Annotated in this window: 23 protein-coding genes; 12 read left to right on the forward strand and 11 right to left on the reverse strand. The window is 46.4% G+C overall.

Translation table 11 applies throughout. The features are described 5' to 3' along the window. The gene (locus tag AC07KQ_RS03685; protein ID WP_003563892.1) at positions 1-987 is read left to right on the forward strand and encodes an AEC family transporter; all 987 of its coding nucleotides are present in this window, start codon (positions 1-3) and stop codon (positions 985-987) included. 45 nt (positions 988-1,032) lie between these two features. Here AC07KQ_RS03685 and tpx read toward each other — a convergent pair whose 3' ends face one another. Continuing rightward, a complete protein-coding gene (tpx, locus tag AC07KQ_RS03690) occupies positions 1,033-1,530 on the reverse strand; it encodes a thiol peroxidase (RefSeq protein WP_003563894.1) in 498 nt (165 codons plus the stop codon). 273 nt (positions 1,531-1,803) lie between these two features. Between tpx and AC07KQ_RS03695 the strand changes: the two genes are divergently transcribed. Then, positions 1,804-2,283, forward strand: a complete 480-nt coding sequence (locus AC07KQ_RS03695) for a flavodoxin domain-containing protein (RefSeq protein ID WP_003563896.1) — start codon at positions 1,804-1,806, stop codon at positions 2,281-2,283. Between the two features lie 66 nt (positions 2,284-2,349). Here the strand turns inward: AC07KQ_RS03695 and AC07KQ_RS03700 are convergent, their stop codons facing one another. After that, on the reverse strand, positions 2,350-3,306 hold the full coding sequence (locus tag AC07KQ_RS03700; RefSeq protein ID WP_274991093.1) for a helix-turn-helix domain-containing protein: 957 nt from the start codon (positions 3,304-3,306) through the stop codon (positions 2,350-2,352). Positions 3,307-3,439: 133 nt separating this feature from the next. Between AC07KQ_RS03700 and AC07KQ_RS03705 the strand changes: the two genes are divergently transcribed. Then, positions 3,440-5,032 (forward strand): ATP-binding cassette domain-containing protein, encoded by a 1,593-nt coding sequence (locus AC07KQ_RS03705; RefSeq protein ID WP_025598677.1) that lies wholly within the window; start codon positions 3,440-3,442, stop codon positions 5,030-5,032. A gap of 160 nt (positions 5,033-5,192) precedes the next feature. Here the strand turns inward: AC07KQ_RS03705 and pepF are convergent, their stop codons facing one another. After that, a complete protein-coding gene (gene pepF / locus AC07KQ_RS03710; protein WP_003578017.1) occupies positions 5,193-7,004 on the reverse strand; it encodes an oligoendopeptidase F in 1,812 nt (603 codons plus the stop codon). A gap of 143 nt (positions 7,005-7,147) precedes the next feature. Between pepF and AC07KQ_RS03715 the strand changes: the two genes are divergently transcribed. Further along, positions 7,148-7,498 carry a hypothetical protein gene (locus tag AC07KQ_RS03715; RefSeq protein ID WP_003563904.1) on the forward strand — a complete coding sequence of 117 codons (351 nt, stop codon included), beginning with the start codon at positions 7,148-7,150 and terminating at the stop codon, positions 7,496-7,498. A 259-nt stretch (positions 7,499-7,757) separates the two neighbouring features. Here the strand turns inward: AC07KQ_RS03715 and AC07KQ_RS03720 are convergent, their stop codons facing one another. The 3 genes from AC07KQ_RS03720 to AC07KQ_RS03730 form a co-directional block, all read right to left on the reverse strand. Next, positions 7,758-8,492, reverse strand: a complete 735-nt coding sequence (locus AC07KQ_RS03720) for an SDR family NAD(P)-dependent oxidoreductase (RefSeq protein ID WP_003563906.1) — start codon at positions 8,490-8,492, stop codon at positions 7,758-7,760. A gap of 27 nt (positions 8,493-8,519) precedes the next feature. Further along, a complete protein-coding gene (gene ndk, locus AC07KQ_RS03725; protein WP_003563911.1) occupies positions 8,520-8,969 on the reverse strand; it encodes a nucleoside-diphosphate kinase in 450 nt (149 codons plus the stop codon). 104 nt (positions 8,970-9,073) lie between these two features. Continuing rightward, complete coding sequence (locus AC07KQ_RS03730) at positions 9,074-11,422, reverse strand: cation-translocating P-type ATPase (RefSeq protein ID WP_013245530.1); 2,349 nt, start codon at positions 11,420-11,422, stop codon at positions 9,074-9,076. Between the two features lie 177 nt (positions 11,423-11,599). On the opposite strand from AC07KQ_RS03730, the gene AC07KQ_RS03735 reads away from it, so the two are divergent. The 5 genes from AC07KQ_RS03735 (at position 11,600) to AC07KQ_RS03755 (ending at position 15,681) form a co-directional block, all read left to right on the forward strand. Continuing rightward, the gene (locus AC07KQ_RS03735) at positions 11,600-12,523 is read left to right on the forward strand and encodes a proline iminopeptidase-family hydrolase (protein WP_480156619.1); all 924 of its coding nucleotides are present in this window, start codon (positions 11,600-11,602) and stop codon (positions 12,521-12,523) included. Between the two features lie 51 nt (positions 12,524-12,574). Further along, positions 12,575-12,922 (forward strand): hypothetical protein, encoded by a 348-nt coding sequence (locus tag AC07KQ_RS03740; protein ID WP_003563917.1) that lies wholly within the window; start codon positions 12,575-12,577, stop codon positions 12,920-12,922. A gap of 267 nt (positions 12,923-13,189) precedes the next feature. Further along, entirely contained in the window at positions 13,190-13,711 is a 522-nt protein-coding gene (locus AC07KQ_RS03745) for a GNAT family N-acetyltransferase (RefSeq protein WP_003563919.1), read from the forward strand. A gap of 29 nt (positions 13,712-13,740) precedes the next feature. Then, positions 13,741-14,895 (forward strand): cation:proton antiporter, encoded by a 1,155-nt coding sequence (locus AC07KQ_RS03750; RefSeq protein WP_003563921.1) that lies wholly within the window; start codon positions 13,741-13,743, stop codon positions 14,893-14,895. Between the two features lie 117 nt (positions 14,896-15,012). Beyond that, positions 15,013-15,681, forward strand: coding sequence for an HAD family hydrolase (locus AC07KQ_RS03755; RefSeq protein WP_003563923.1), 669 nt, complete (start codon positions 15,013-15,015; stop codon positions 15,679-15,681). A gap of 87 nt (positions 15,682-15,768) precedes the next feature. On the opposite strand, the gene AC07KQ_RS03760 is transcribed toward AC07KQ_RS03755, so the two are convergent. After that, positions 15,769-16,227 (reverse strand): MarR family winged helix-turn-helix transcriptional regulator, encoded by a 459-nt coding sequence (locus AC07KQ_RS03760; RefSeq protein ID WP_003563925.1) that lies wholly within the window; start codon positions 16,225-16,227, stop codon positions 15,769-15,771. A gap of 121 nt (positions 16,228-16,348) precedes the next feature. On the opposite strand from AC07KQ_RS03760, the gene AC07KQ_RS03765 reads away from it, so the two are divergent. Then, on the forward strand, positions 16,349-17,281 hold the full coding sequence (locus AC07KQ_RS03765) for an alpha/beta hydrolase (protein ID WP_003563927.1): 933 nt from the start codon (positions 16,349-16,351) through the stop codon (positions 17,279-17,281). Between the two features lie 9 nt (positions 17,282-17,290). Here the strand turns inward: AC07KQ_RS03765 and nrdI are convergent, their stop codons facing one another. Next, positions 17,291-17,764, reverse strand: a complete 474-nt coding sequence (gene nrdI, locus AC07KQ_RS03770) for a class Ib ribonucleoside-diphosphate reductase assembly flavoprotein NrdI (protein ID WP_003563929.1) — start codon at positions 17,762-17,764, stop codon at positions 17,291-17,293. Positions 17,765-17,907: 143 nt separating this feature from the next. Continuing rightward, on the reverse strand, positions 17,908-18,732 hold the full coding sequence (locus AC07KQ_RS03775; RefSeq protein ID WP_003563931.1) for an aldo/keto reductase: 825 nt from the start codon (positions 18,730-18,732) through the stop codon (positions 17,908-17,910). Positions 18,733-18,992: 260 nt separating this feature from the next. Between AC07KQ_RS03775 and AC07KQ_RS03780 the strand changes: the two genes are divergently transcribed. Then, positions 18,993-19,898 carry a hypothetical protein gene (locus tag AC07KQ_RS03780; protein WP_274991096.1) on the forward strand — a complete coding sequence of 302 codons (906 nt, stop codon included), beginning with the start codon at positions 18,993-18,995 and terminating at the stop codon, positions 19,896-19,898. Then, on the forward strand, positions 19,895-20,740 hold the full coding sequence (locus AC07KQ_RS03785) for an alpha/beta hydrolase (RefSeq protein WP_003569294.1): 846 nt from the start codon (positions 19,895-19,897) through the stop codon (positions 20,738-20,740). Before AC07KQ_RS03780 ends, AC07KQ_RS03785 begins: the two co-directional genes overlap by 4 nt. Before the next feature lie 9 nt (positions 20,741-20,749). Here AC07KQ_RS03785 and AC07KQ_RS03790 read toward each other — a convergent pair whose 3' ends face one another. Then, positions 20,750-21,403 carry a DUF421 domain-containing protein gene (locus tag AC07KQ_RS03790; protein ID WP_003563937.1) on the reverse strand — a complete coding sequence of 218 codons (654 nt, stop codon included), beginning with the start codon at positions 21,401-21,403 and terminating at the stop codon, positions 20,750-20,752. Between the two features lie 9 nt (positions 21,404-21,412). Further along, positions 21,413-21,874: a DUF3290 family protein gene (locus AC07KQ_RS03795; protein ID WP_003563939.1), complete on the reverse strand. Its 462-nt coding sequence runs from the start codon at positions 21,872-21,874 to the stop codon at positions 21,413-21,415. Positions 21,875-21,893 lie beyond the last annotated feature (19 nt).

Genomic DNA, 21,893 nt, shown 5'->3' on the forward strand with positions numbered 1-21,893 from the left:
TTGACTGCATTAAGTACATCCATTCAAAGTGTTCTGACGATTGTTTTGCTGATCGTCGTAGGTTATGTGTTGCGGCGGCAAGGACGCTTTGATGATCAATTTGGTAAAACAATTTCTGATTTGTTAATGAAAATCGCCTTGCCAGCATCGATTTTCATCTCGGTCTTGCAACGCCTAACGTTGGATAAGTTGGTGAGTCTATCATCAGGCCTTGTTTATGGCTTTGGTGCCGTCATTTTAGGCTACCTGATCGCTTTCTTACTGGTTTGGTTATTAAAAGTGCGCCCGGGTCGGCGCGGGACGTTCATCAACATGTTTGTGAACGCGAACACCATTTTCATTGGTCTGCCACTTAACCTCGCCTTGTTTGGCGATAAGGCCGTTCCTTATTTTCTCATGTATTATGTGGTGAACACCGTGTCGACGTGGACTGTCGGGGCCTTCATCATGGCGTGGGACGATCCAACCCAGAAGAAATCAGAAAAAAGCAGTACTGGCTTCAACTGGAAAAAGTTGTTGCCAGCACCGTTAGTCGGATTCTTAGTCGCTTTGGTTTTCCTGTTGTTGAAGATTCCGTTTATTCACGTCGGTTGGTTAAGCTTTGCAGTGAATGCCCTTGATTATGTGGGCAGTTTGGTCACACCGTTGTCATTGATTTACATCGGGATTATTTTGGCCGATGCCGGTCTGAAAGCGATCCGCTTTGACCGCGATACCATCGTGGCTTTGATTGGTCGTTTTGTCATTGCGCCTGCATTAATCGCTGGTTTGATTCTGCTGGGGATGCATGCTGGGTTCAACGTACCAGGTCTTGAAGCGCAAACTTTGATCATTCAAGCTGCTGCGCCTGGATTGGCTGTATTGCCAATTCTTGCTACTGAGGCGCATGCCGATGTTGAGTATGCGACAAACGTGGTCACAACATCTACCGTCTTGTTTGTGGTTGTCGTGCCAATTTTGATGATGCTCGTTCAGGGCTTAGCTTAAACGTACGAAAAAAGAAGCCGATCATGGCTTCTTTTTTTTGTGCGATTAATGTTGATGAGCTTCTAGATAGGCTAAAGCGCTTGTGTAATCAGGCTCATGTGTTTGTTCGGTGATTAGTTCACGATATTTGACAGTGCCGGTGCCGTCCACGATCCAAACGCTGCGAGCATCGGTGTGATTATCGGCCACAAACAAGCCCATAGCCTTGCCAAAGTCGCCATTTTGATCAGACAACAACTGCATTTTTTTCACGCCTTCAGCGGCACACCACGACTGTTGTTCTTGTGGGGTATTGGTTGAAATTGTATAGAAGTCAGTATGATCAAACGCATCCATATCTTCATTGAAATGTTTGGTTGAGATACTGCAAACGCGTGTGTTGATGTCTGGGACAACGCTGATTAACGTTAATCGCTTGCTTAAATCCTGGGTAGTAACGGGTTTTGCCTGTGCATTAGTAACGGTGAACGTCGGCAACTGCTCGCCGAGTTCGATTGGTGTACCATTCGTTGTTAATGCTTCGCCATGACGGGTTATTTCCAAAGGGCTCACTCCTTATATCGTTAATGTGGAATCGTTCAAGTTCAGTATCAGTGTACCACGATTCTGAATGCCATCAGTGTAGCATGCATTTGGATGAAACGAAATTCGAACAATTAAATTTGCTAAAATTCATTAGCATATATATTGACGCGAATATAATTATTTATGTACATTAACAATAAGCAAAATCATGCCAGATTTTTACAATTGACGTAATCGAAAATGTTAGCGAGCAAATAACCGGCACTGCAGGTGCGAGAAGGAGGTGGTCGAATGGAACAAGCATTGGTTGTTTACGCTTCGGAGACAGGGTTCACGCAACGGTTTGCCCTTGGCATTGCCCAAGCACTGCATTGTGAATTAATTGATGTGCAATTTGTCACCACTGCAGACCTGCAAAAACGCAAACTTATCATCTATGGCGGCCATCTCGTAGGTGAAAAAGTCTTGGGTCTAAAGGCCTTCTACCGCGAATTTCACCAGTCTTTACCTGATCAGTTGATAGTCTTTGGTAGCGGGATTATCCGACGGGAACAAGTGGCAATTAAGCAGATCAAGCTACAGTATCAGAACCGCTGCGTCATGCCTATCGATTTTTATTACTTACAAGGCCAACCCAAGCTAAGTCAAATGAACCTTTTTCGGCGTATCCAGACGAGCCTTGCTTTAAAACAATTAGGCGCCAGTCATTGCCCGGCAATTCATGAAACCATTCAACCTCTTTTGAGGGCAGTGGTGCGCTTGTTGGATTAGGCAAAGTTATGATCGATAAAATCGTAAAAAAAGCCGTCACTTGGGCGGCTTTTTTTGCTGGGGTACTTAATCGATATAGATGCCAAAGTATTTGTAAGCAGATGTAGCCGACTCATTTAAGATGATTCGTCGAGCGTAATTAAAATAGTCAGCAAGCTTTGAGAACTTGAGTGTATTGGCAATTTGCACGGCTTCGTTTAACATTGCTGCTCCTGTATCTCGCTGACCATAACGAACCTGTAATTCCCCAGTGCGAAATTTGGCACGTAAGGCGAATTCTGCATCTTGCTGCTCAACCAGTTCGACCTTTAACTGGTTTAAATAAGTCGCGACCATGTCATAATTTTGGCGCAGGAATTCAAGCGTTATCTGATTGTCTAGTAAATGGAATATCAACCTTGGGGCACTGCGGTAGTGACTGTAGTGGCGGCTTCTTTTTAAGGCGAGCGTCAATAATCGCCGTTGCGTTACAGGCGGCATGGCAATGCTAAAGATGATGAAAAGATAAATGTCGAATTCACCCCAATTCTCAATACGTTGCAAGTATTGCTCGGTGGCATGGGTTAAATCAGGTCTGATGGGCAACTGATGGGCTTTATCAACGACGAGTGATTGAAAAGTTGCAAGAATGACGACGCGCGCATTGACTGCCAATTGTTGCTTAAGATTAGGGTGTCGGTCAAAAGCGGCTTGAGCACGGCTAATTTCCTCCTTCATTACTTGAATCGCTTTAGGGAAGTCTTTTGGGTCGGCGGACAGTTCCAAAGTCTGACCAAAATAAGTTCCCAGTAATCTGTCTCGGGTGGCATAGTCGTGCTCTCTCCCAGCAGTTACCAAAAATAGAAACTCTTCCGGCGTGGTGCTAAGTCGTTCGAGCAAGTGAGCTAACTTTGTGACTGTAATGTCACTTTGGTCGCGTTCTATCTTAGAAAGATAGGAACTGCTGATTTGTGCATCGGCGACTTGTGCAAGACTCATACTTTTGTTGGTGCGGATGGTACGAAGCAATTGACCAATCTTCATGACAGGTTGCCTTTCATATATGACATTTATTGTTTCTCTCAGCCTATACCTGACTATATTGAACAGCAAGTACTAAAGCGACTTATTGGTCAACACCAAGTCGCCAAGGTTAGGCCAAAGGGGGACATGTATGATGATGACATGGCGATATGGGCGCAAATGGCAATTGATTCTATTTGTTGGGACGAGTGTTTTGATGAGTGCGATGAATGTGGGGGTTGCAGCAAGCTTAACAGCTATGATCCAAGCGGCGACGGCGAAATCCGCAACGTTATTATTACAAACATTGCTGCCAAGTTTATTGGTCTTTTTCGGAGCTGCTGTGGCGACATGGGCCACAATGTTGCTACAAGCCGCCATTATTCGCCAAGTGAACTTGACTATCAAGAAAGTGATGACGCGGCAATTGATTGATCATCCGGATTTATCAAGTTCGCAAGGCTCAGATCTGTCGTTTATGACCAATGACCTTAAAATGATCGAAACCAATGGCGTGACCAGTGAACTGACAGTGGTCGGGCAACTCATCACGTTTGTTGGGGCAATGATTGGCGCGTTTGCGTTTGACTGGTTGACGGCATTGATCTTTTTCCTAGGGAATCTGGTGCCGTTAGTTGCTTCAAAAGTCGCCCAAGGACGCTTGCGCACAGCAGCATCAAATTGGTCTGAGGCTAATGGTAACTGGACGTCAGGGCTTAAAAATTATTTGAGCGGGCGCGATACAATCAGCGTTTATCAAGCAGAAGGGGTTGTTAAAGGTCGCATCCATCAACTAGCCGATCAGCTTGAAAACAGTCTGCGGTTGTTAAATGTTTTGACTAGTAGCATGGATTCGTTGGGGATGTTATTAGCACTTTGTTTCGGCGTTTTACTGCCATTTGGAGTTGGTATTTATCGCGTCATTAGCGGCGCGTCAACATTAGCATTGTTTATGGGTATCGTGCAGCTCTCAAATGACATGCGCAATCCGCTCGTTGTGATGATTGGTGCTGTGAACAAGTGGCAAACAGCACAGCCGCTTATCGCAAAAATAAATGCGGCGAATCATGCACCAACAGTTGAATCCTCATTGCTGATCAGGACTGGGGCGATGATGCTTAAGCATGCAGATGTGGCGATTGACGGTCACAAGATTCTAAACGGACTCAATTTGACGATCACACCAGGCCAAAAAGTTTTAGTGATGGCTCCCTCGGGATATGGCAAGTCAACGCTGCTCCGGCTGCTCGCTGGGGAGTTGCCAGTAGCAGCCGGTCAGTATTGGATCGGTAAGACCCTAGTGACCGCAAAAAATACGCATCAATTGCGGCAATTGTTTGGCCTCATTAAGCAAACGCCGTTTATGTTTGATGACACCATTCGCTTTAATCTGACGCTTGGTGAACGATTTTCGGAAAATGCTTTGGAACAGGCTGCTGCTGACGCTGGCTTGGCACCACTCATCGCAGAAAAAGGGTGGGACTATCAAGTTGGCGATGAAGGCCACAATCTGTCAGGTGGACAGGCGCAACGATTAGAGATTGCCCGCGCTCTGTTACGTCACCGGCCAATTCTATTGGCAGACGAAGCGACATCAGCCTTGGATGAGCATTTAAGCGATCAATTACATGCTCATCTTTTGAAAAGTCCTGGGACGCTCATTGAGGTCGCACATCATATTAGCGAGACATGGCAAAAACAATATGATCAGGTGATTCGACTTGACGAGCTTGCTAGTCAGCAATAAACGCGAAACCGTTTATAACTAAGAAAAAGACTGGGAATTAGCGATCAACCGTTCATTGCGCCGGAATGGCACAATTTAGCGGTGATGGCTTTTCCCAGCCTTTCATGATGAGGGGCTACTTAGAAATTGTGGTGCTAAATGCGTGATGCAGTTTTTGTCATTAGCCATTGATTTCATGACTCAGTGAAATAATCTCATCCACTGTTCTACCGAGGAAGGCAATGGTTTGCTTCAAGGCGGCATCTGTGGTGACATCGACACCGGCTACCCGAGCAGCAGCGACTGGATTGAGTGAGTCGCCTAAGCTTAAGTAACGCAACCAGCGGTCAACGGCAGGTTGGCCTTGTTGTTCGATGGCTTGGAATGCCTGAGTAGCAACCGTGAGACCAGCGGAGTACGAGTAGGAATACAATCCCATATAGTAATGGCTTTGTCGCATCCATGTGAGCTCGGCGCCTTCTTCTAGTTCAACAGCCGGTCCCCAGAAATCAGTGAGCACCTGACGTTTGATGGCATTCAACGCCGCTGCATCGAAACTGTCGCCGGCGTCAATGCGTTGGTAAACTTTGCGCTGGAACGCAGCTTCAAGTAAGTGGGTGACAAAGTTATGGAAGTAGGTGTCGTTGAGTAGGCGGGACAAGGCGAAGCGTTTCATCTGCGGATCTTTAGCCGTTTGATCAAGATAGTGGGTTAATAGGAGCTCATTGAAGGTCGAAGGGCTCTCCACTAAATAGTCATTGAAATCAGCATCGAGAATATTGTGTGCTTTTTCAGAGCGAACCATTTGTGCCGTGTGCCCAAGTTCATGAATTAAGGTGTAAACCGCAGGCAGGGAATTACTCCACGTCATTTCAACATAAGGGTGAACGCCATAGGGACCCGCAGTGTAAGCACCGGAGTCTTTGCCTTGATTGGCAGGGAAATCAATCCAGTGATCGGTGAACGCCTGCATCATTTGCGCTTGGTAATCATGGCCCATGATGGCGGTCGCCTTTTCGATGTCTTGCTTGGCCTGATCAAGCGTAATCGTTGGAGAGTAGGCAGGATCGATATCGATCTGAAGGTCGGTATAACCGATATGATCAAGTCCCCACAATTCCTTCACGTGGGTGATATATTTGCGCATGATCGGTGCCAGATCGTGCATAATCACGTCGATTTGGCGGTCGAACATGGCCCGACTGACTTCCTGATCGGCCAGCAAATAATCGATGACGGAATCATAGCCGCGCATGGTGGCAGTGATTTTTTCACGAGTGACTTGTGCTAGATAACCAGCCGCCATCGTGTTTTGATACCGACGCAATGTCTGGTTGAACTTTGCATAGGCTGCACGCCGCACTTCGGTATCAGGATGCTTCTGATAATTTTCTTCATACATCACGAATGACAGCGGATAGGTTTTACCGTGAGCCGTGAAGGTGCCAAAATCCATATCGCCGAAAATCGTTTGGTCGCGAATATTGCTAGGCGCTTGGAAAACAGGTGATAACTCGGCTAAGACCTTCTCAGCAGCAGGAGCCAAAGCGCCTTTTTTAGCAATTTTGATTTGGCGGAAAAAGCCAGCATAGTCAGGTGCCTTGGCAACAACGGCATCAAGGACCTCTTCAGGTAACTGGGTTAGTTCTGCTTGAAAGAAGCTCAATTGACCACCAATTTCACCATCTAAAGCCGTGGCTTTGATTTGGCGATCACGGAGTTTAGGATCAGTGGTATCTGTCGAATACGGCATAAATGCCCAGTGTCCAATTTTACTATCAAGTTCGATAATCGAGCCATAGTCGCCCAGTGCATCAACAATGATGGCCGGTTCGGTCAACTTTCCTTGATATAGATGGACAAAATCCTTGGTCAAAGCGCGTACTTGCTTAATGGCTTCGGTGTAAGCAAACTCATCAGCAAAAATCGGCGTTAAATCCCAAGTCAGTTTTGGATCAACCTCTTGACGTTTTGGCAGTGCGGTTTCACTCATCGAAAAAACCTCCTTCGCTTAATGGGTAAAGTATAGCATTGGTCTGCATGATTTTGTTCTGTGGAATCGCATGGGGTAGATGGAAACGCATATCCACAAAAAGCGACTCGTGGTAAAATCATTAAAAAGGATGTGTTATATATATGGGAATCGACAATAATCAGCTCGTGGCGCGCTATTTTGATCGCAAAGCTGATCATGCAGCATTCTTCAAGGCGTTAGAAGCCTATTTGGATGATCAGATTAATGAACTGTATACAACGTTGAATGATACTTTCGCAGATACGGTGACGCTGTCATTAGATGTGGCCATCGCTAAGGCGCACCAAGCCGGCGCCAAGATTGACGATCCAGCGGCTGAAGAAATTGCGGCAACTAACTATTTATTCAAAGAACTCTCTTCTCGCGGCTTGTGGCTGCAATCACCTGATCAAACCGAACCGAACACCATCATCGCTAAATTGAATTTCGGTAATCGGCGGACTTACTATTAAGCCTGATTGATCATCAAACGAGAAGTTGAGACATCATTCATAGTAACCAAAAAGAGGCATGATTTTCTGACTTGGGGAAATCATGCCTCTTTTACTGCGTCATATGGATAACTTGTTAGGATCTAAAGATGCCAGTGCCAACGCTGAACAATCGTAGGCCAAATGGGGCTCGAAGCACCGGCTCCGTTCTAGCTATGTGTTGCAAGCCCGATCTAACCGGAAATTGTGGAATTTAGCACGGCAAGGGACTCTTTTTACATCACCATGGCAATTTACCCGCGGTTTCTGTAAATGTCATATTCAAATCAGGGCTATCGTCAGCGGCGAGTTTGACGATTTGAGCAGCACCTTCTGCAACCGTTTGTTCGCCGCTGCGATTACCACCAAAATCTGTGCGAGTCCACCCAGGATTGACTGAGTTGACACTAATGTGATCTGGCTGTAACTCTTTGGCAAAATCAATGGTGGCGAAGTTCACCGCTGCTTTTGAGGCTTGATATCCAAGTGAATTCACCTGAAAGAAGCGACTGTCAGGATCGCTAGCCAAACCGAGTGAACCCATGTTGCTGCTAACGTTGATAATTTTAGCTGGAGCACCCTTTTTTAACAACGGGATCATCGCCTGTGTGACACTGACTAAGCCGAAAAAGTTGACGTCAAAGTCTTGACGCATTGTCATCACAGGCAATTGTGAAGGTGGTTGATGGGCATCTAAGGCAATACCAGCATTATTGATCAGAACATTGAGATAGCCATGTGAGGCTTCAATTTGTTTCGCGGCCGTCGCAATGGTGCCGGCTTGAGTCACATCTAAGATGACCAATTCTGCCGATACGCCAGCTGTGTGCAACTTGTTAATAGCCTGTTCACCGCGTGCCTGATTGCGCGCACCGACAAGCAAATGCTGACCGCGTTTACCAAGCGCCATTGCGGTTTCAAAGCCTATCCCTTTATCGGCACCGGTGATCAAAGTTAACGTCTGTCGTTTAACCATGATCCTCACTTCTTTCAATTATTGACCCTATTTTTCTGGCTGATGAGGGGCGTATTGACGATCAGGGAACCAGATTGGAATTTCACGTCGGGCACTCGTCTCACTATCGGAACTGTGAATGACGTTGCGAATAGTTTTGTCGGCCCATTCACGGCCAAAATCTCCACGAATCGTGCCGGGCGCTGCTTCGGCGGGATTCGTGGCGCCTGTCATTTTACGCACCGCTTCGATCACATTGAAGCCGCTCACGATCATTGCCACCATCGGACCGCCCGTCATGAAGCGTTCGATTCTTGGAAAGAAAGGCTCGCCAACAAGTGCTGCGTAATGCTGATGTAACTGATCTGCCGTTGCATGTGTGACTTTCAGTGCATCAATTGTGAAGCCGCGGTGTTCAATCCGCGTGATCACATCCCCAATATGTCCGTTTGCAACACCATCCGGTTTGACCAAGACTAAAGTTTGTTCTTCTGCCATGTGTGTGTGCCTCGTTTCCTTAACTATTTTCAGAAAATTCCTGCAATCTCAGTATACACGAGTCACCGTCGAACAAAAAAGGTCGTTGGGCATTTTCATCGTTTTCATCGCCAATTGATTTTTGACAAAACACGGCGACCAAGAAATTCTTGAATTAACAAGTAAAACGGAACAGTTGAGATCATGAGTGGCAAATAAATTAACGCGAGCTGCCACTGCCAGAGATTGACAAGTGAAAAAATTGAGCTGAAGACGAAGAAGACAAGAAACAGGGCAATGCTGAGACCACCCAGTAGGCCAACCTTGAGTCGGTTGAAAGGTCGGGCAACGACGAGCAGAACATTCAATGAAATAGTGCCAATCAACATGGCTACCATTGATGAAGTAGACTCAAAACTCAAGTGGAAGAAAGACTCCATCCATGTCAGCAGTAATGTGTAGATGACGACACTAATGGCAGCAGGTGCGGCAATGGTCATGACCTTCTGCATAAATTGACCAGTCACGCGTTCGAAGTTTGGTTCCAAAGTCAGGAAGAAGGAAGGAATGGCAACCCCGATAGCAGAAACCGGTGTGAGGTTAATCGGTACAATCGGATAATCAAGTGGCAAGAAGACAAAAATGGTGGCTAGGATGACTGAATACATCGTTTTGACCAAATACATGGATGCCACGCGTTCAATGTTGTTGATGACTCGGCGGCCTTCGTTTAGAACGCCGGTCATGGCATCGAAGTTTGAATCTAACAAAACGAAATCCGCAATAGAGCTGGCAGCATCGGCACCAGATGCCATGGCGATACTGCAGTCGCTTTGGCGCAATGCCAAGACGTCATTCACACCGTCACCAGTCATGGCGACGGTGTGCCCCAAAGCTTGATAGGCCATGATTAAAGATTTCTTCTGTTCAGGTGTGACCCGGCCAAAAACGTTATAGCGTTTCACAAGTGTTTGATAATCTTTGGCGGTTGCGTTGTCTGCAATGGTGCTCATGTCCACACTTTGATCAGCTCCTTCAAGGCGAGCTTGCTTGGCAATGTTGGCGACCGTGATCGGATCATCACCTGAGATGACTTTTAAAGCCACCCCTTGCGTTTTGAAGAAGTCGAACGTATTAATGGCAGTTGGCCGCAATTCATCGGTGATCAAAATCAGACCGAGCAGTTGGGGATTAACTAACGGATGCACTAATTTGGTTGCTGTGCCAATGGCTAAAACCCGGTAGCCCTTAGCAGCTGCATCCTTAATTTGATTTGCAATCGGTGCTGGTAATTGATCGCCGAATGTGAACTGCGGGGCGCCCATAAACAATACTTGACCATTAACAACGGCACCCGACCACTTACGCGCAGAGGAGAAGGGCATTGTCTGCGTGACTTGCTGATTGGTATCGTTTTGGAAGGCGGCTTTGATGGCCATTGCTGTTTCGTTGTCGTCATTTAGAGCATAAACAATAGCGGCGGCGGCTTTGGTGACTGTCGCTTCACTTTGCCCAGTCATCGGCAATGTTTCGGCGACTTTAAGTTTGCCACTCGTGATAGTACCGGTTTTGTCAAGACAGATAGTATCAACTCGTGCGAGTGCTTCAATGGCCGGCAAGGCGCGAACGAGAACTCGTTTAACGGCAAGATTGCGGGCGGATACGGCTAATGCCACATTTGTTAGCAAAACCAGACCTTCAGGAATCATGCCGATCATGGCGGCACTGGTTGTTAAAATAGCCCGATTATAGTTGCCTCGGCGGATCATCGAGACGGTGAAAAGAATTGCGCCAATCGGGATAAGCACATAAGTTAACACGCGAATGATGCGATTGATCGTTGCCAACAGTTGACTTTTGCTACCTTTTTCGGCTTTGGCTGCCAAAGCAAGCTTTGCCGCAAAAGTTGCGGCGCCAACCGCGGTGACTTGCATGGTTGCCTGACCGGAAACGATAAATGCGCCAGAAAGCAGCTTGTCGCCCACTTTTTTAGTGATGGGTCGAGACTCACCAGTTAAAGGACTCTCGTCACTTTCGAGACCATTCGTTGCGACAACCACACCATCGACAGGAATCTGATCACCGCGTTTCAGGTGCACCATGTCATCCATAACCAATTGTTCAAGCTCGATTTTTTGTGTTTTGCCATCACGAATGACGGTGGCTCGAGCAGCTGCCAAAATTGACATTTTATCAATCTGGTGCTTCGCCTGAATTTCTTGAATGGTCCCGATCGCCGTGTTGATGACCGCGACACCGAGAAAGAGTAAGTTCTTATAACTGCCCGTTGTCACAATCAAAGCACCTAAAACCACGTTCACCAAGTTAAATAAGGTGAACGTATTTACTTTGATAATTTGGCTAATTGATCGCGTTAATGGTTTTAACGGCAAGTTATGTTGACCCGCGGCAAACCGTTCTTCAACTTGCTTTGTTGATAATCCCTGATCCGGCAAAATGTTCTGCTCAGCCATCGCATGCCCTCCAATGCTTTTCATTCATTTTACCAATCAATCCCGGTAGATGACGAATAAGCGACCTGTTTTTATTAAACTTTGAAGAGTCTTATAAGATTGCGAAGTGGCTTAATGTTGTTCATCAACCACGAAACTCGCATAATGGAAGACAAACGACAAGAAAGAAGCGGTTGTATGCCAAAACTTAATCCAGACGGGACGCAATTCATCACGTTATCGAGTGGGTACCATTTGTGGACACAGACGCAAGGAAAAGGTGATATCCATCTCATGACCTTGCATGGTGGCCCAGGCGGCACCAATGAAGTCTTTGAAAATTTTGCTGAGCGGCTAGCGCCTTATGGTGTGCGCGTGACCCGTTATGATCAGTTGGGGTCATTTTACTCCGACCAGCCAGATTTCTCCGATCCGGCAAATCGTCAGCAGTTTCTGAACATTGATTACTATCTGAGCGAAGTGGAGCAGGTTCGACAGCAGCTTGGGATTGACCACTTTTATCTGCTTGGTCAATCGTGGGGCGGTGTGCTGGCAATTGAATATGCATTGAAATACCCAGAGCATCTTAACGGAGTCATTCTGAGTTCGATGATTGACAATCTTGACGAATATATTGTGAACATCAATCGGATTCGGGAAACTATGTTTTCAAAAGAAGATGTCGCTTACATGCAGCAAATTGAACAGCAGCATGCGTTCGATGATGCAAAATATCAGGCGCTTGTAAGTGAGCTAGGCGAACACTACTTGCATCATGCAAAAGATCCGCAGCCGCGTCACTTAATCAGTACGCTGGCCACGCCAGTTTACAATTATTTTCAAGGCGACAATGAATTTGTGATGGTGGCTGCGCTTAAAGATTGGGATCGGCGTGCAGATATCCACCGTATCGCCGTACCCACCTACCTGACGTTCGGCGGTCATGAAACGATGCCGCTGGCAGCCGCGGAACGCATGGCGAAGACAATCCCAGACGCTACCTTACATGTCACGTCGAATGCTGGTCATGGACAAATGCTGGATAACCCCACTGACTATTTCAGTCATTTAGGTGATTGGCTGGTCAAAACCGACACGAAGACGGCTTTTCATTCTAAATAACGTTATAATAAGAATGGTAAGGTAAGTTTTTCAAAATATGGAGGTGCTTGCATGTCTGAATATGATGAATTAAAAACAAGCTTGTTCGAACCTGTACGAGCGTTTGATCGGGCATTGGAACAACAGCCGGATTTAATCATTCCATTGGCAGTTGTTCACTTGATTCCAATTGCTCTGACACTTGGCGGCGGGATTGCTATCATTCGGGGTCACCAGAAACTGCGTGCCGAAAAAGAGCGCACGAAGCAGTTGAGCTTGAAGCTGGAGATGCATAAACATCATCATGGTCGGCGTAATTGGCGGCTGGCGCCAGAACATCGCGGCGAGCAGGATGTTTTTGCTCCAGAATATTTGGAGAAACCGGCTGGTAAAAATCGTCACGCCCATCGTCGGCATTAGGTTGATTTGATACATGAATAGATCAAAAGCCTGAGCAATTATCTATTGCTCAGGCTTTTTTGCTTAAGTATGCGCAGCTTTACGTGTTGATTTTTCACCTGTGAACATGTTTATCGCCGTGTCCAAAGCCGTATGTAAAAAAATTTTTTGTCCATTTTTTTACATATTACTAACCACAAAAACTGCCGCGCACTTTTATGCGCTGTCATTGAAACGGGCGACAAGATGCGGGACAATGGGTGCACGATAATTTAGGAGATGATGTTGATGCCAGTTATGTTGATGCGTGCTGCTACCCGAGAAGATATTCCCGCGATGATGAAGATTATTGCTTCTGCTCGGCAATTTTTGGGCGAACAAGGTATTTCACAATGGCAAGGAACCTATCCCGATCAGGCTGCGGTCGAACAAGATGTAGCGACAGGCATCGGGCGAGTTTTGGTCGTTGATGGGCAGGTTGCCGGCATAGCCGCTTTGGTGGAAGGGCCTGATCCGCATTATCTCAAAATTGATGGTGCTGGTTGGTTGGCCGATGTGCCCTATTTGGCAGTTCATCGATTTGCGCTTGATGGCAGCATTCGTGGTCATCAATTAAGTAAAGTTTTCTTTAGTAATATTATGAGTGAAGCCTATCGACGCGGTGTCTATGACCTGCGCGTGGATACGCATGCCCAAAATGTGATCATGCAGCATGCCATCACTGGAATGGGCTTCGAATATCGCGGCATTGTTTACATGGATGAACCTGTTCCTGAACGCAATGCTTATGAGGTTCGTTTGGCACACTAACAGAAAGACACGAAATGGAGGAGATCGACATGCAGGACATTGGCAACTTGGCACTGATCTTAGTCACAACGCTGGTTTTAGCGCATTTAAGCCGATTGTTGAATATGCCCGCTGTCATTGGGGAATTATTGGCTGGTATTTTGATTGGACCGGCGTTATTGGGCTGGTTGGCACCAAGTCACACGATTTCATTATTTGCGGAGATTGGTGTCATTATTTTGATGTTTCTTGCTGGCTTGGAAAGTGACCTTGATTTATTAAAAAAATACTTCAAACCAGGCATGTTGGTCGCCATGATCGGCGTCATTGTACCGGTGGCTGTTGTGTTCGTTTTTGGACGCAGTTGGGGCTTCAACATGACAAGCAGTCTATTCTTAGGCATTACCTTTGCCGCTACTTCTGTTTCGATCTCTGTTGAGGTTTTAAAAGAGCTACATGCCCTAGAAGGCCGAAATGGTGCGACCATTCTCGGTGCGGCGGTGGTTGATGATATTCTCACTGTCCTCATTTTAAGTTTCACGGTAGCAGTCCTTGGTGAGCAAAAGACCGCGAGTTTGCCTTTCTGGGTGCAAATCATTGAACAGTTGCTCTACTTTGTCGGCATTTATTTGGTTGTCAGGTGGGCTGCGCCATACTTAATGGGTTTGGCAGAAAAAATGTTTCCGTCGTCGGCTGTGACCATTATGTCTCTGCTCATTTGCCTCGGTATGGCCTATCTGGCTGATCTTGTAGGAATGTCCGCCGTTATCGGCGCTTTCTTCGCTGGCGTGGCAGTAGGCCAGACACGTCATCGCCATGAAGTGGATGGTAGTTTGAGTGCGATTGGGTATGCCGTGTTTATTCCGGTGTTCTTTGTCAGTGTCGGCTTGAATATGCGGTTTGATACCTTTGGCCGCGATCTAGGGTTTATTGCGATTTTGACCTTATTAGCCTTAGTCACAAAATGGGTCGGCTGTGGGGTTGGTGATCGTTTGGCCGGTGCGAGTTGGCTACAGAGTAATGTCGTGGGTGCCGGCATGGTTTCTCGTGGCGAGATGGCATTGATTGTCGCCCAAATTGGGTTCGAGGCCAAACTCATGGACGCTGAATATTACTCGGCGGTTATTGTTGTGATTGTCCTGACGACATTGATTGCACCAATTATCTTGAAAGATGCGCTACGGCGTGAACAGGAACCTGTATAATAAAGATGCGCGTCTATTTAACGCGACATAAAGCCGAGCGTGCGTGCGAGTTCTTAAAAATGTGTTGACTGGGCAATCATTGCGGGACTGGCGGCCGCGTTTATGAGGGGGATTCAAATGGCTAATTTGTTTTTTGACTTTGATGGCACCGTTGCTGATTCGGAAGTCGGTATCGTTGCAGGATTAAAATATATGGTTCAGGATCGCGGATTGCGGCCGCTGGACAATTCGGCCTACACGCAATTTATCGGACCAGCGCTGATTGATATGCTTCCCAAGGTTTGGCCAGAACTTGATGACATTGAAGTTAAGCGGGCCATTGATGCTTTCCATCATTATTACGAAGAGGAAGGCCTTTATCAGGTTGAATTGTATCCTAATTTTCTGGACACGATGGCAAAGCTCAAGCAACAAGACAACCAACTTTACATTGCCTCGGCTAAGCCAGAAACAATGCTGCATCGCCTTGTAAAGCACTTTTCGTTGGACCAATATTTTGCTGGTGCGTACGGTGCAAGTGACGATGAGGAAACCCGGGTCACGAAAACCGATATTTTGACCTATGCGCTAAAAGACAGTCAAGTTGCGCTCGATCAAAGTGTCATGATTGGTGATCGGGCCAATGATATGATTGGTGGCAAGGCCAATCATGTTCAATTGCTGGGTGTGACGTACGGCTTTGGTTCTGCTAAAGAACTAAAAGAAGCCGGTGCCAAAGTCTTAGTTGATCAACCTGCAGATATTCCTGCAGGATTGGCGAAGCTAGCAAAGATCAACGCAAAATAGTGCCCTAATCAAGCTTGATTAAGGAACCAGACAAAAAAGACGTGCCTGTAAATGGCACGTCTTTTTTGTCTGGCACGAGATACCGAATTATTGATCGTCCTCAGAAGTTTGTTGGGGATGAATCAGTTTCTCACCAATTTCATTGAGCAAGTCAACAAACTGTTTGGCTTTGTCCTCGCCAAGTGCAGTAACCCACTGATCGAAGCGATCAGTAGCAGTTTTAGTGATCTCCGCCTCAACTTGTTTTCCAAGCGGCGTTAATCGTAAAGTGTTACGCCGACGGTCAGCTGCAAACTTGGTCTGGGTCACGTAATTGAGATTGCGCAGTACGCGCAGTTGGCGGGCCACGGCCGGTTTCGTGACGCCTCGTTTGGCGACAATGGCAGTCAGGCTAATATCGGGATCATGGGCAATATCAGATAGAATCCGAAATTGTTCAAAACTAAGATGGTATTTTGCCATTGGTGCCGAGATTAGCTCATTAATACTTTTGAATGTTGAAAAATAGGCATCCACATATGCCTGTAGCAAAGATTCATCAGTCATCTTTCTTCCTCCAAAGTTTATCTTAACAAATCATACCGCAACTGTAACTTGAAATTATTAAAAGTTGCGGTACACTTTTTAGTTATGTAAAGGGCTTTAACTACTTATGGAGGCTATTAGTGTGCGAAAACATAAAAAAGCTTGGCTGATTGGGCTGTTATCAATCTTCGGTGTTCTGCTTATGGGATTAGTTGGCGCCAGTCTGTATTTCTACCAATATGCATTTGTGCCATCAAAAAAATCTTTTTTGAGTGGTGGCGAAAGTCGAATTGTCAAGGACGGTAAGGCGTGGCTTAAAACCGTTCATAAGGAAACGTGGACCGAAAAGGCGGCTGGTGCCGATTTGAAACTGGTTGCCGACTATGTGCCAGCGGCGAAACCAACGAACAAGACGGTGGTGGTCGCTCACGGGTACATGAACACCAAAGAATTCATGGCGCCGCAAATCAAAATGTTTCATGATGCAGGGTTTAATGTTTTGGCCCCAGATGATCGTGGCCATGGACAATCGCAAGGAAACTACATCGGGTATGGCTGGCCAGATCGGCTGGATTATTTGAAGTGGATCAATCAAATCATCAAGAAACAGGGCCAGCAAAGTCAAATCGCGTTGTATGGTGTCTCTATGGGCGGCGCAACAGTGATGTATCTGAGTGGCGAAAAATTGCCATCCCAAGTCAAAAGCATTGTCGAAGATTGTGGCTATACCAGTATTATTGATGAACTGACTTATCAAGCCAAAGCAATGTTCAATCTGCCTAAATGGCCGCTGATTCCGTCAGTGGCACTGACAGCCACGATCAAAGCCGGTTATAACGTATTTGATGCCAGTGCCATCACCGCGTTGCACAAAAATACCCGCCCCATTTTGTTTATTCACGGCAGCAAGGATAAGTTTGTACCAACCAGCATGGTGTATCAAAACTACCGAGCAGCCACAAAATCGAAGAAGGCCTTGTGGGTCGTTAAAGGGGCAGGGCACGCGAAGAGTTTTCCTGATCATCAGCAAGCCTACAGCAAGCGAGTTGTCGGCTGGTTTAACGCAAACTGGTGAAGCGCAACGTTACTGGGCGGCATTGGTGGCAGCAACCCGCTTTAAAATCGCGTAGATTTTCTCAGCATCACTTGGGGTCCCGCGTAATTCGTAATCGGCTAAGAAGGGTGCATCGAATTCTTTGGCATAGCGTTTAGCCGTGAGACAGTATTGTTCGTTAAAGTTACGATTGCCGGAACCAATGATGCCAATGCATTGATCAGCGTTTTCGCCTTCTGCCAGATAGTCACCCATGGCAGTGGTCATCAACTCCTTGACGCCGTTATCAATACCATTACCGCCGTCAAGATAAGTCGGCACCATGACAAAAAATGGTTTGGTTTCACCGTCACTTTGTGTGGCATCAGAAATTTCTTTCAGCACAATTGTTGGATTAGCAGCATCCTGATCATGTTGCGTTTGTGCATAGACTGCCAAGCGATGGGCAAAAGCCCGAGTATTGCCAGAAATAGAAATAAATAAAACGTGGATAGGTTCAGTCATTGTGATGGCCTCTTTTCATGATTTTGAGCATGGCACAAGCCTTTGCAGTCGCTTGCTTTTTGCCGATATGCCAAACGAAGAACAGCTAAAAAGAGTCGCGGTACAGCAGCCAAGTGCTTGCACCACGGCTCTTTTTTGCGGCGTTAGAATTCTTGATAAACTGCCGGATCTTGATCCTTGAGCCGACCATCCGGTTTTGTCAGACTGTCAATGGCGGCCATTTCTTCGTTCGTTAGTGTAAAGTCAAACACATCGAGATTGGTGCGTTGACGGGCAAGGTGTGCGGACTTTGGAATCGGTAAGATCTGATGTTGCAGATCCCAGCGTAAGATAACCTGACCGACATTTTTACCGTGTGCCGCAGCAATCTTTTTGATGCTTGGTTCCTGTAAAACCGCGCCGCGACCCAATGGACTCCAAGCAACTGTTTGGATATTGTGCTCTGCGTCATACTCACGTTGCGCTTGTTGGTTGAAGTAAGGATGCAACTCAATTTGATTAACAGCTGGCGTCACGTCGGTTTCTTTAATTAGCCGATCAATATGCTCAGGCAAAAAGTTTGAAACGCCGATTGAGCGAACCAATCCAAATCGTTGTGCCTGAATCAAGGCTTGCCAAGCTTCCACGTAAAGATCCTCTTTAGGATTTGGCCAGTGAATTAAATAGAGATCGTAATAATCCAAACCAGCACGATAAAGACTTTCTTCGATGGTATCGATGGCTTCTTGATAACGATGATGACGACCTGGCAGTTTTGAAGCAATCGTTAATTGACTGCGCGGAATGCCGCTTTGGCGAACGGCCTCACCAACGGCACCTTCATTTTCGTAGTTAAAAGCAGCATCCAACATGCGATAGCCGACATTGACGGCTCCCACCATTGCTCGAACGCCGTTAGCACCATTAAGTTTGTAGGTGCCAAAACCGATTGCTGGTAGGACGTTGCCGTCGTTTAAGGTGTAATTCATTCTTGTGAACCTCCTTTAAGATGTGCTCATGGTCAAACAGGACACAGATGACTAGCTGATGGGATTGAATAAGTGCTCGGACCAATCAGTTAAGAAACCAAATTCATCAGTTCAACAGTTCCTAGACGTCGCTGCGTCCGCTTTTTTAAGCTGCACAACACTATATATAGTGTAGTCCAAACCTAGTCATGCATACAAGCATCGACAAACCTTCGTGTATAATAAAGCCAAAAGATAGCGCGCAAACCAGTCTAGTTTCTGTGCTGGTAGGAGTTTTACGCGTTTACAAAGAGGGGATTATCACGAAAACACAGCAATGGCGAGCCGTTTCACGAAGCTGGTTTGCACTATTCACGATGATTTTTTGGGTATTATTATTTGTCGAAGCTTTTAGTACAGGGATGATGCTCACAATTGGCTCACCAGTGCGGACCGAGGCGGTTATCGTCAAGAGTAAAGGCCTAGATCAATTGACGCAAACGTTGAATCAGCAGTTGTTAACAACTGCAGCGAAAAGTGGGGCATCACTGGATAAAAGAACAGTGCTCGTCACTACAGATGATACCCAGAGACTGGCTAAGAATATGGTGGCGGCCAGTTCACTACATCAGCCACATGTTTCGTTGACGACCATTGAAGAGAGTGTCACAAGTCGCTTACAAACGGCAGCGACTGTGCAGCATCAAAATTTTGATCAAAAAAAAGTACTCGCCAGTTTGAAAACAACGCTTGAGCGCGAAATTAATTTACACGTGATGGCACAAGGCTGGGGATTAGTTTATCCATTGCTGGTTTTGATGACGCAAACAGCTGTGATTGTCGCGGCGATCCTGATGGCCTTTGTTTTGCTCATTATGATCAAAACCGCTCATTCATGGCGGCGTTTCTTAGCAGTAACTGGTCGTTCGACCTATGTCATGGGATATGTTGGCGGATTCATGGCCATGTTTGTCACCGCGAATCCTTTCTTAGGTGCTGTCGTATCACGCACTGCGATTAATCAACAACTGACACGTGATCTGATTCTGGCTTACTCGCCATTATGGCAGCGCGTCGCAGGATGGACGATTATCATCGGTTTGCTTGTTGCGGGTGTGAGCCACTTTTTCCCGCGCGCTCAGGCTGAGGACGATGACTTATTAACGGCTGAAAGGAGTGCTTTATGAAACTAAAACGCTGGGTTGTTATCGTATTTGCGGCGGTTGTGGTTATCGCTGGAGCGGGTTGGTACTGGTATCAGGAACAACCCACCGATACACCGACGACAGAGAAAACGACGATTGGTCAAACCGCAACGCTATACTTGCATGGCTATTCAGGGGGTGCTGGCTCGACTAATACCTTGATTCGACATGCTGAGCAGTCTGGCGCAACTAAGGTGCTCACGGCCACTGTCGCTAAAAATGGTAAAGTTAGCTGGCAAGGAAATGCACGGCATGTCAGCAAGCCGATAGTTCAGGTGATTTTTCAGGATAATGTCAATCCGGATTACGCCAAGCTAGCGGGTTGGTTGACGACCATTAATCGCGAACTTTATCAACGTTACGGCGTTCGCCAGGTCAACTTTGTGGCCCATTCGATGGGCAATATGGCAGTGATGTTCTATGCAACTCAAAACTCAGATCACCCTAAATTGCCAAAAATGCGGGCTTACGTGGCGATTGCTGGCCATTTTGACGGTATTATCGGCATGGGCGATGAGCCTCATCGTATTAAACTTGCTCCAAACGGTTATCCGACGCCGCCGGATGAGAATTATGCCACGTTAGCCAGAATGCGCGATCGTTTTCCAAAAAATGTGAAGGTTTTGAACATTTATGGTGATGTGGATGATGGTTCAGACTCAGACGGTCGTGTCGCAAACAATTCATCGCGCTCATTGCAGTACCTAGTTGAAGGGCGCGCCGCCAGTTATCAAGAAAAAGAATTTGTTGGCAAAAAAGCGCAGCATAGTGCGCTTCATGAAAATCCACAGGTGGCTAAGGCGGTTGATAATTTTATTTGGTGAGGGTATGCGCTAGTTTTTGTTAGGGTCATACGGCGTGACAACGACTTTGCCACTAAGATAGTTGGCCATGTAAACGTCGCCAGTTTCATAGCCTTGCTCCTGTAGCTGTGCTTTCAGCCAGTCTTCATCATGATCAATGGCATCAAGTGCGGCGGGATCAATCTGGCCATCTAGAATCAACGGGTATTTGATGGTTTCATCGCCTTTGAGGATGACATTAAGCTGACCATTTTGTTCTAGATAGGCTTGCCGAACATCGCGAAGATCGTTTACGCCAGCAGTTCGTAATTTGTAAGCCAAATCATTTGCCGAAAGACCGACTTGAGTCGCCGTCTCTACACGAATTTTGCCATGCTGCACGACCAATAAAGGCTCGCCGTCAATCAGACGCTTGATCCAACGGTTATGGTTAGTTAAGTATTTCGAACTGAAAACAATGAGTGTCCAAATCAGCAGTACGTTTACAAATTGGAGCAAGCCGATATCAGTATTGTAAATCACCCCGCCGATAATACCGCCAAGGACGTAATTCTGCATTTGATCAACAATCGTTGCTGGGGCAAGGTTACCTTTGCCGGTGAGCTTGATTTGGGCAACGAACACAATGAAGCCTAGTAAGAGTTTCATTGCCGTGATGAAATATGGATCTCTAAAAAGTTGCATGACAGCCTCCTACTTGGTCACAAAGTTTGCTTGAGGCACAATCAAGGTGGTTTTATCTAGCTGGTAGCTATTGTTGTCCGCATTGATCGTCACCGTAAACATGGTTTTCGTTGACTTACCGATGGTGACGAGCATGCCAGTGTGAACCGTGTTGCTGTTAGCATAGACTTGTTGCACACCCACCTGTTTTTGCTTGGCAACACTGCGCAACAGTGTCGCGACTGCCTGTGAATCAGCGGTTGCGGTGCGGCTCGCTTGCAGATCACGAATTTGAATGCCGATGGTTAATAGTTCAATCAACGCAACTAAAATTAATAGATCGCGATATTTGTTTGTGTGTTTGTGGCGCAAAAAATAGATGAGATAGGCGACAATCACAACAGCTCCTGCCATGATGATGATGTAACGGAAGGTACTTTGCCAAGTAGTTTGGCGAGTTAAGACGCTGTAAGCATAAAAAGTTGTTCCCATGAGACACCTCCAAAAAAGT

This window comes from Lacticaseibacillus sp. YLM2-1 (assembly GCF_056583465.1).

Bases quoted from the DNA above. Each gene is read 5' to 3' on its own strand.
- AC07KQ_RS03695 (WP_003563896.1), top strand. From the start codon at position 1,804: ATGGAACAAGCATTGGTTGTTTACGCTTCGGAGACAGGGTTCACGCAA.
- AC07KQ_RS03700 (WP_274991093.1), bottom strand. From the start codon at position 3,306: ATGAAGATTGGTCAATTGCTTCGTACCATCCGCACCAACAAAAGTATG.
- AC07KQ_RS03705 (WP_025598677.1), top strand. From the start codon at position 3,440: ATGATGACATGGCGATATGGGCGCAAATGGCAATTGATTCTATTTGTT.
- pepF (WP_003578017.1), bottom strand. From the start codon at position 7,004: ATGAGTGAAACCGCACTGCCAAAACGTCAAGAGGTTGATCCAAAACTG.
- AC07KQ_RS03715 (WP_003563904.1), top strand. From the start codon at position 7,148: ATGGGAATCGACAATAATCAGCTCGTGGCGCGCTATTTTGATCGCAAA.
- AC07KQ_RS03720 (WP_003563906.1), bottom strand. From the start codon at position 8,492: ATGGTTAAACGACAGACGTTAACTTTGATCACCGGTGCCGATAAAGGG.
- ndk (WP_003563911.1), bottom strand. From the start codon at position 8,969: ATGGCAGAAGAACAAACTTTAGTCTTGGTCAAACCGGATGGTGTTGCA.
- AC07KQ_RS03730 (WP_013245530.1), bottom strand. From the start codon at position 11,422: ATGGCTGAGCAGAACATTTTGCCGGATCAGGGATTATCAACAAAGCAA.
- AC07KQ_RS03735 (WP_480156619.1), top strand. From the start codon at position 11,600: ATGCCAAAACTTAATCCAGACGGGACGCAATTCATCACGTTATCGAGT.
- AC07KQ_RS03740 (WP_003563917.1), top strand. From the start codon at position 12,575: ATGTCTGAATATGATGAATTAAAAACAAGCTTGTTCGAACCTGTACGA.
- AC07KQ_RS03745 (WP_003563919.1), top strand. From the start codon at position 13,190: ATGCCAGTTATGTTGATGCGTGCTGCTACCCGAGAAGATATTCCCGCG.
- AC07KQ_RS03750 (WP_003563921.1), top strand. From the start codon at position 13,741: ATGCAGGACATTGGCAACTTGGCACTGATCTTAGTCACAACGCTGGTT.
- AC07KQ_RS03755 (WP_003563923.1), top strand. From the start codon at position 15,013: ATGGCTAATTTGTTTTTTGACTTTGATGGCACCGTTGCTGATTCGGAA.
- AC07KQ_RS03760 (WP_003563925.1), bottom strand. From the start codon at position 16,227: ATGACTGATGAATCTTTGCTACAGGCATATGTGGATGCCTATTTTTCA.
- nrdI (WP_003563929.1), bottom strand. From the start codon at position 17,764: ATGACTGAACCTATCCACGTTTTATTTATTTCTATTTCTGGCAATACT.
- AC07KQ_RS03775 (WP_003563931.1), bottom strand. From the start codon at position 18,732: ATGAATTACACCTTAAACGACGGCAACGTCCTACCAGCAATCGGTTTT.
- AC07KQ_RS03785 (WP_003569294.1), top strand. From the start codon at position 19,895: ATGAAACTAAAACGCTGGGTTGTTATCGTATTTGCGGCGGTTGTGGTT.
- AC07KQ_RS03790 (WP_003563937.1), bottom strand. From the start codon at position 21,403: ATGCAACTTTTTAGAGATCCATATTTCATCACGGCAATGAAACTCTTA.
- AC07KQ_RS03795 (WP_003563939.1), bottom strand. From the start codon at position 21,874: ATGGGAACAACTTTTTATGCTTACAGCGTCTTAACTCGCCAAACTACT.